The following is a 5000-nucleotide window of genomic DNA, read 5'->3' on the forward strand; positions in this document are numbered from 1 at the left end:
ATATTCCACGAGATTTTTGAGAGTATTGTCACGACTACCATCATTGACGCAAACGACCTCATAACTGGTATTTAGTGCCTCTAAAACCGCTAAAAGTCGCCCAAAGAGAGCATCGATATTTTCTTCTTCGTTATACAGAGGAACAACAACAGATATTTTCACCGGTATTTGATTTGATAGCATATTAATTTACAAAAAAATTAGAGAAATTTTCTAACAAATATCAGCAGTTAAAACTTGTTCGTACTTAGCGGCTGCTTGCTGCCAAGTATAATTATCTTCAATTAACTTGCGAGCATTTCTAGATAATTTTTCTCGTAACTCTGCCGATTCAAAAAGACTACTAATCGCCGTACAATATTCCTCAATACTATTAGCCCTTAAGGCTGCTAGAGGAACATTATTTCCTTCCACTGTTAATCCTTCTAAACCTCGATCGCTGGCTACCACTGGCACCCCCGCAGCCATAGATTCTAGGGTTTTAAACTTCATTCCAAAACCTGTTCTTAGGGGAATAACTGCCACAGTTGCCTGATGAAGATAGGTGGTCATTGATGGTACTCGTCCCGTCACAATTACTCCTTTTAACTTAGTTAATTCTTGCACTTCTAGGGATGGATTAGCACCGACTAGAGTTAAAGTAGTATCGGGATAAGTAATTTGAATACGAGGTAAAATTTCCCTAGCTAAAAAACAGGCCGCATCGATATTAACCCAATAATCTAACCCACCGAGAAAAACTAAATTATGTCCAGAAGGCTCCTCGGTACGATAGGGAAATAAATCTAAATCGACTGCATTAGGAATTAAATAAATCTCTCCATTGGGGGCAAATTCTTCCATTTGTTTTTGATCATCATCGGTGGTGACGACAATTTTTGAGAATTTCTGCACAGTTTTTTGTTCGTAGCGACGCAGGAGAGGAAGGTAGAGACGATCCCGTAATTCTTGACTAGAAACCCCAATTTCTAATTGACTTTTGCCAGTTTGATAGAGGGAACTATGCACATCAATTACTGTCCTAATTTGCTGTTTCCATTGGGGACGAATATAAATTTCATTAACGCTATGTTCACTGGTAATTACTGGGAATTTTTGACTCTTAACTGCCCTATCTATCCAGTTCTGCATCTCTTGAGAATAGCCAAAAAGTACATTGGGAGGTGTTCCCGTTTGCAGGAATTGAGCTAATCTTTGCAGTTTAGAAATTATTCCAGTTTTGGCATCTCGAGGACGGGGAAAAACTACCAATTCACTAACAAATTTACCTAACTTTCCTACCTCCTCATCGCTGACATCAGCAGTACGCTGAACGATGAGAGTAATATCATGATTTTTGCTGAGATATTTGAGTAAATTAAAAGTTCTGCCCTGAGTTCCTCCTTTGCTAGGTGGATAGGGAAAGGTGGAACTAATCATTAAGATATTCATAGCTATTCCTCTAAACGATTTTCTACCATCATGCGGACAATATCGGTCATTTTGTATCGTGCTTGCCAACCTAATTTTTCCTTAGCTTTGTTGGGATTGCCGCGACTAATGGCTAAATCTGTTGGTCTTAATAAACTTTGATCGGAAATTACATGATCTGGCCAATTTAAGCCCACAGTAGCAAAAGCTGTGGCGACAAAATCCTCCAGTTTTGAACTTTCTCCCGTGGCAATGACGTAATCATCGGGTTGCTCCTGTTGCAGCATTAAATACATCGCTTCAACGTACTCCGGTGCCCAACCCCAATCCCTTTGAATATCCATATTTCCTAAGTGTAAAGTCTCGATACTTCCCCGGGCAATTTTAGCCACGGCAGCGATAATTTTTTGGGTAACAAAGCGCTCGGGACGCAGGGGAGATTCATGATTGAAAAGTATGCCTGAACAGGCAAAAATTCCGTAGGCTTCTCGATAATTAGCCACTTCCCAAAAAGCCGCCGATTTGGCCACAGCGTAGGGACTGCGAGGACGAAAAGGGGTATTTTCGTCGGCAGAATTATCGCCGATATCCCCGAAACATTCACTCGATCCTGCATTATATAATTTAATTTTTGCTCCGGTAAATCGAATTGCTTCTAAGAGATTTAAGGTTCCCGTGGCAATACTTTCTAAGGTTTCCACCGGCTGCTCGAAGGATAAACCCACAGAACTTTGTCCAGCCAAATTATAGACCTCATCGGGCTGAATTTTAATTAAGACCTGTAGGACACTGCGAAAGTCATTCAGTGCCATTGATTCTAGTTTTACCTGTTCCTTGATTCCCAAACGTTTCAGGTTACTAAAAGAGGACATTTGGGCATCCCGGGAGGTGCCACAAACTGTATAGCCGGCTTTTAACAGTAATTCGGCTAGGTAGGCTCCATCCTGCCCCGATATACCACAAATTAACGCTTTTTTACCCATTTGTTTACAATAATTTACTTTTGAAGGTTTAACATCGCCTTGGCGGCCTCGCTTAAATAACCGATTTGTCCGTAGGCATAGAGAAGATTATCAAAGCTTTTAGCGGGATCATTGATAAATTTGACATATTTAACCAATCCTCTCAGCAAACGCTCACCTCCTCGCCTAAATTGGGCCAATCCCGTCTTTCCTGCCACTTCTTCCCGGTAGTGTTCGCTGATGCCTTGCCACCAACTGCGACGCATAAACCATTGACGATTGATTCTTTCTGGGGCAACATTGTGTTCCACCAATGCTGCGGGAAAATAGCCCACTTGCCATCCCTGGGCGATTGCTAGTTCTGTAGTGTATAATTCCTCGTTAGAGAGAAGTTTTTTACCAATTCTTCCCAAATTAGGGTCAAAACCGCCAATATTCTCCAAGAAATCTCGCCGAATCGAGTAATTAACCCCTCGCGGAGTTAAATTCGCCTGGCTAATGTATACCACATTGTCGCCCAAATCGAAAGCCCCTAAACCCCCTGCTAACTCATCGGATAACCAATTGGGTTGACTGTAGCCTTGCGGCCAAATTAAGGTGACTTTTCCCCCTGCTACTGCCAGTTTTTGGTTATTTTCGTAGGCATTTAACAGAATTTGCAACCATTGAGGACTAGCGATCGCATCGTCATCCAAATAGGCTAAAATCGGCGCTCTAGTTTCCCTCGCCCCGCGATTTCTGGCGGTAGATAGCCCTAAAATAGGTTCGTAAACGTATTTTAGCCGCCCATCTCCCAGACGCGACTCGGCCACTTGACGGGTTTTATCGGTAGATGCGTTATCAACCACTAAAATCTCACAATCTGGGCAAGTTTGCGCCAAAAGACTATCGATCGCTGCTGCTAGGTAGTGATCGCGGTTGTGGGTACAGATAATCCCTGCTATTTTAGGAGCCATGGCTATCAAGGTTACTCATTCCAATACCCTAAAACTTAACATCCCTTTAGAAAAATGTAAAAATGCTTTTTTAACCCGGAGACAGGAGACTCCGAGACAGGAGACAGGAGATTGCTTTTTACTGATAGCGTTTCTCGTAAAGATGAAGTATAACCTAATTTGGTATTGACGACCGACTGCCCAAAAGGAAAACTTCCTATCTCACCATTAAGATAACTGCTATAACACTCTCCACTGATAACTGATTACTGATTACTGAAAATATTATGCCGAAAGTAACTGTTTGTATTCCCACCTATAACCGCGCCGATTATCTCAGCTATTCGATTAATAGTGTCTTGGGGCAGACTTATGAAGATTTTGAGTTAATTGTTTGTGATGATGGTTCTTCTGATCGTACCCCAGAAGTGGTGGCAGCATTTCAGGATTCGAGAATAATTTATCTGCGTCATCCCCAAAATCTTGGCAGAAGTTTAAATATGCGATCGGGTTTTACGGCTGCTCGGGGAGAATATTTTATTAAATTCGATGATGATGATGGACTAACTCCCGAATTTTTAGCGAAAACTGTACCTATTTTAGATCAAGAAAAAAAGGTTGATTTTGTCTGTACCGATCACTGGATTATTGATAAATTTGGACAAAAAGTGGCAGCGGCAACCCAAGAAAATTCAGCCAAATGGGGCAAGGACAGATTACAAAAAGGGATTATTCCCGATTTAGAAAGACAAACTTTTTCCTATCAAAGTTTACAGGTGGGTTCGACTCTTTTTCGTTATCAATCTTTAGCCGATGTGGATTATATGCGCTCTCAAGCTGATGGTTGTGAAGATTTTGATTTATTGGTGCGTTTAGCTTTAGCGGGAAAACAAGCTTATTTTCTGCCAGAATTATTAATGGAATATCGTTTTCATGGCGGTCAAACTAGCTTAAAACAAGCGGTTCACTTTTTGCAAGCAAAATTGTTTTGTACAGAAAGTTATCACTTTAAAGATGTAAAATTAGAGGAAGAAAGAGTGAAAAAGGCGGCTTTTTTACAGGAATGTTTGGGGATAAAATTAATTGAAAAGGGAGAAAGCGAAGCCGGGCGAGTTTTAATAGAAAAAGCCTCGCAATTGTCAGGAAAATCCCGACGAGCTAGACTGGGTTTACTGCTTTCCTATTTACCTCTCAACTTGAGACAATTAGCTTTTCAAGGTTTCCGTCAACTACGCCCCAAAGATTACGCTGAACAGGTGAGAGCCGTATAAACTATAACTTATAAGTAGGTAGGTGTTAAAAATTGTCAGACACCCCCCTTATCAAGGGGGGATATAGGGGGGATATATCTTCTATTTAATTAGAACCACTTACTTGGCAGTTATCTTAATGGTCGGGTAGGAAGTTTTCCTTTTGGCGAGTCGGCCGTCGATACCAAATTAGGTTACACTTCATCTTTGTGACCAACGCTACCAGTTTTTTAATTTAACTATCTATGGATACTATTCACGTTACAGGAATTCGTGCCTACGGTTACACAGGATATCTGGCCGAAGAACAGGTTTTAGGTCAATGGTTTGAGGTGGATTTATCCCTAGAAGTTGATATCAGCATTGCTGGCAAAAGTGACGCGATTGAAGATACTCTAGATTATCGACAGGCGATCAAAATTGTCAAACACCAGATTGAAACC

At 41.2% G+C, this 5000-nt stretch carries 6 protein-coding genes; 2 read left to right on the plus strand and 4 right to left on the minus strand.

The genetic code is table 11. The annotated features are described in order from the left end of the window. From PX484_RS11220 to PX484_RS11235, 4 genes are all read right to left on the minus strand, one after another. A partial coding sequence (locus PX484_RS11220) for a glycosyltransferase (protein ID WP_288103857.1) occupies window positions 1–183 on the minus strand: 183 nt, incomplete at its 3' end. 30 nt (window positions 184–213) lie between these two features. Next, window positions 214–1431 carry a glycosyltransferase family 4 protein gene (locus PX484_RS11225; protein WP_287767705.1) on the minus strand — a complete coding sequence of 406 codons (1218 nt, stop codon included), beginning with the start codon at window positions 1429–1431 and terminating at the stop codon, window positions 214–216. A gap of 2 nt (window positions 1432–1433) precedes the next feature. Continuing rightward, the gene (locus PX484_RS11230) at window positions 1434–2393 is read right to left on the minus strand and encodes a GDP-mannose 4,6-dehydratase (protein ID WP_002759805.1); all 960 of its coding nucleotides are present in this window, start codon (window positions 2391–2393) and stop codon (window positions 1434–1436) included. Between the two features lie 14 nt (window positions 2394–2407). Continuing rightward, window positions 2408–3328, minus strand: a complete 921-nt coding sequence (locus PX484_RS11235; RefSeq protein ID WP_287767702.1) for a glycosyltransferase family 2 protein — start codon at window positions 3326–3328, stop codon at window positions 2408–2410. A 266-nt stretch (window positions 3329–3594) separates the two neighbouring features. On the opposite strand from PX484_RS11235, the gene PX484_RS11240 reads away from it, so the two are divergent. Beyond that, entirely contained in the window at window positions 3595–4578 is a 984-nt protein-coding gene (locus PX484_RS11240; RefSeq protein ID WP_287767701.1) for a glycosyltransferase family 2 protein, read from the plus strand. A gap of 224 nt (window positions 4579–4802) precedes the next feature. Continuing rightward, window positions 4803–5000, plus strand: a 198-nt coding sequence (locus tag PX484_RS11245; protein WP_288103860.1) for a dihydroneopterin aldolase, incomplete at its 3' end; no start/stop codon positions are given.

Origin of the sequence: Microcystis sp. M49636_WE2, assembly GCF_030065375.1 — a bacterium.
Classification (GTDB): domain Bacteria; phylum Cyanobacteriota; class Cyanobacteriia; order Cyanobacteriales; family Microcystaceae; genus Microcystis; species Microcystis aeruginosa_C.